We start from the raw sequence: 2,771 nt of genomic DNA on the forward strand, positions 1-2,771 counted from the left end.
CCCTACCCGACCGAAAGGGTAAGCCTCTGTTGTCTGTAGGATTAAAGCCAAGTAAACCACCAACCCAAAACCAAACAGACTCACCCCATCCACGCCACTTCTCACCCACCGCAACCAATGGTGAAGGATGCAGTCGCTCATGGGGGCAACCCCCAAGACCGCGCTGCATCGCTTTTATGAAAATTGCATTTTTAAATTACTCAAAACCTTACTTAGTAAGGGCTATGGGGATTATTTTATAAAAATTTATCATAGCCACCCTAGGAGAGCCAATATAATTTATCTATAAATTATCAAAAAGTCTCTGTTGGAGTTGATTATTTTATTAGCTTTCCTCACTATTTATTTCATAAAAACCTTCTTTATTATGTACCTCTTCTCCAGTCAAAGGAGGATTAAATACACATATCATACGCATGGTTTCTGTTGCTCTTAAATAATGTCTTTCGTGCTTGTTCAAAAAATACAAAGTACCATCTGAAATAGGATGTATTTCACCTGTTTCTATGTCTTCTATTTCTCCATTTCCAGCTACACAATAAACAGCTTCGAGATGATGTTTATACCAAATATAAGTTTCTGTTCCAGCATGAATTAAAGTATCATGTAGAGAAAAGCCAACTTGGTCATCTTTTAATAAAAAACGACGACTTGTCCAGTTGCCATTTGGTGCTTTAACTTCCCGCTTTGTTCCAAGAATTTCTTTTAAGCGACGTACAATCATATAGTATTTCTTATTTACATATACTAATTACTACATATTGTATCCCACATTCCGCAGGTTTGTTACACCAGTAGATAATATTTTTGGCAGGGAGCACCAAGAAACTGAAGAATCCTGTGATGCTCATGAGTTAAGTTGACAATTTGCTCGACTCCGCCTAGGATAACTAAATGAATCGACTGAAAGCACTGAAATACCCACCCCATTGTCGGGGTAGCCGTCGGTTTACCCAATTGGTTGTTAATAGTTTGCTTAGTCCGGGCGAGAGCTTGGCGTAAGGCTCTTTGGGCGAGAGTGTAAACCAATAAATACAGACGGTCATCAAAGAGAAGCAGTGGTTCACTCCCCTCTCCGACGAAGATGTTCAGTGGCAATGCCATTCAAAGAATTTTTCAAATAGGTATAGTGGAGCGCTGACTAAGCCCTTACCATTGATAATCATGGCTTTTACCGCTACTTATGCACTGAGCTTCTCTTGGGAGTGGGTTCCCAACTCCTGGTTAATTTGTTCCACTAGCCCCATCTGGTCAATGATGCCTGCCAGTATGCCACAGTGGTCAAGATCTTGTACTCTAATTGAAGATGCTATTGGTTTCATCCTTCGAAAATACCATAGTTATCCTCTCTAACCTGCGGAATGTGGGTTGTATGACTAATTTTCAGCAAAAACTTCTCTTACCGCTTCTGATAATTTATTTAATCCTATATTTAACACCTCTTCTTCAATAATCAGTGGCGGTAAAAATTTAACTACTTGACTGTTGCTACCACAAGTTTCCACTAATATTTTTTTTTCAAATGCTCTGGTTGAAACTTGTTTTGCAAAACCTTCTTTCGGCATTTCTAGTCCCCAAATCATACCTCTACCTCTAGCTTGCATTTGTAATTCTGGTAATTCATCAGCCAGTTTTTGTAATGATTTTTGAATAATCTTAGATTTATATTCAACAGCCTTGGTTAAATCATCGTTTTCCCAATAACCAAGTAACTCCGTTGCAGCAACAAAAGCCAAATTATTACCTCTAAATGTACCTGTATGTTTTCCAGGAAGCCATTGATCAAGTTCTGGACGAATCAATAGTAGTGCCATTGGTAGCCCACCTCCAATGGATTTAGATAAACAAATCATATCTGGCAGAATTCCAATTTTTTCAAAACTAAAAAAGGTACCTGTTCGTCCATTACCGACTTGTATATCGTCAATAATAAATAATATATTAAACTCACGACATAATGCCTGAAGTTTTTTTAACCAAGTTTCACTAGCAATATTAATACCGCCTTCTCCCTGTATAGTTTCCACAATTATTGCGGCGGGTATCTCAATACCACTACCGGGATCTATTAATAGTTTTCGCAAATAGTTAATCGTGTCAACGTCTTTGCCGAAATAGCCATCAAAAGGGACATGATCTACATTTATCCTGAGACTATAAGCTTTATCATGATAAAACTGATTGCCTGTTATAGCAAGTGATCCCATCGTTAAACCATGATACCCATTGGTAAAAGCAATGATATTAGAACGCTTCTTGACCATACGAGCCAGTTTCAAGGCTGCTTCAACTGCATTAGTACCAGTTGGTCCAGTAAATTGCAGTTTATATTCAAGATTTTTGGGTACAAGAATAGTATCTGAAAACTTTTGCAGAAAATTCCTTTTGGCAACAGTTGCTTTGTCTAGTGAGTGTACAATACGATTGTTTTGCAGATAGTCTATCCAAGCCTTTATCACTTTTGGATTATTATGTCCATAATTCAAAACCCCTGCTCCGGCAAAAAAATCAATATATTTATTTCCTTGTTCATCATAAATTACTGCACCTTCAGCCATATCAAAAACAGCAGGAAAAGAACGAATATAACTTCTAACATTTGACTCTAAAGACTCTATAATATTCATGAGTTATTAATTTTTTTTTACAGCCCGTTTTATTCTAATGAGGTACAATAACAGCAATGGGTAAACCAATTTTTAATATCTTTCAGAGAGACTTGCTCAAAAGCTTCATCAATTGCATCCACCAAGTGAGGATAATTCCTCGCT

At 37.4% G+C, this 2,771-nt stretch carries 2 protein-coding genes and 3 pseudogenes; all 5 read right to left on the bottom strand.

What is annotated here, in order from left to right:
* Positions 1-325 precede the first annotated feature (325 nt).
* Complete coding sequence (locus tag F6J99_RS43900) at positions 326-724, bottom strand: ectoine synthase (protein ID WP_293123453.1); 399 nt, start codon at positions 722-724, stop codon at positions 326-328.
* Positions 725-786: 62 nt separating this feature from the next.
* Positions 787-1,049, bottom strand: a pseudogene (locus tag F6J99_RS43905) (IS1634 family transposase); the annotation flags it as partial.
* 39 nt (positions 1,050-1,088) lie between these two features.
* A pseudogene (locus F6J99_RS43910) lies at positions 1,089-1,322 on the bottom strand (DUF4277 domain-containing protein).
* Between the two features lie 54 nt (positions 1,323-1,376).
* Entirely contained in the window at positions 1,377-2,627 is a 1,251-nt protein-coding gene (gene ectB / locus F6J99_RS43915) for a diaminobutyrate--2-oxoglutarate transaminase (RefSeq protein WP_293123455.1), read from the bottom strand.
* Positions 2,628-2,656: 29 nt separating this feature from the next.
* Positions 2,657-2,771 (bottom strand): annotated as a pseudogene (locus F6J99_RS43920) (IS630 family transposase); the annotation flags it as partial.

It is taken from the genome of Moorena sp. SIO4G3, assembly GCF_010692305.1.
GTDB classification, from domain to species: Bacteria; Cyanobacteriota; Cyanobacteriia; order Cyanobacteriales; family Coleofasciculaceae; genus Moorena; species Moorena producens_A.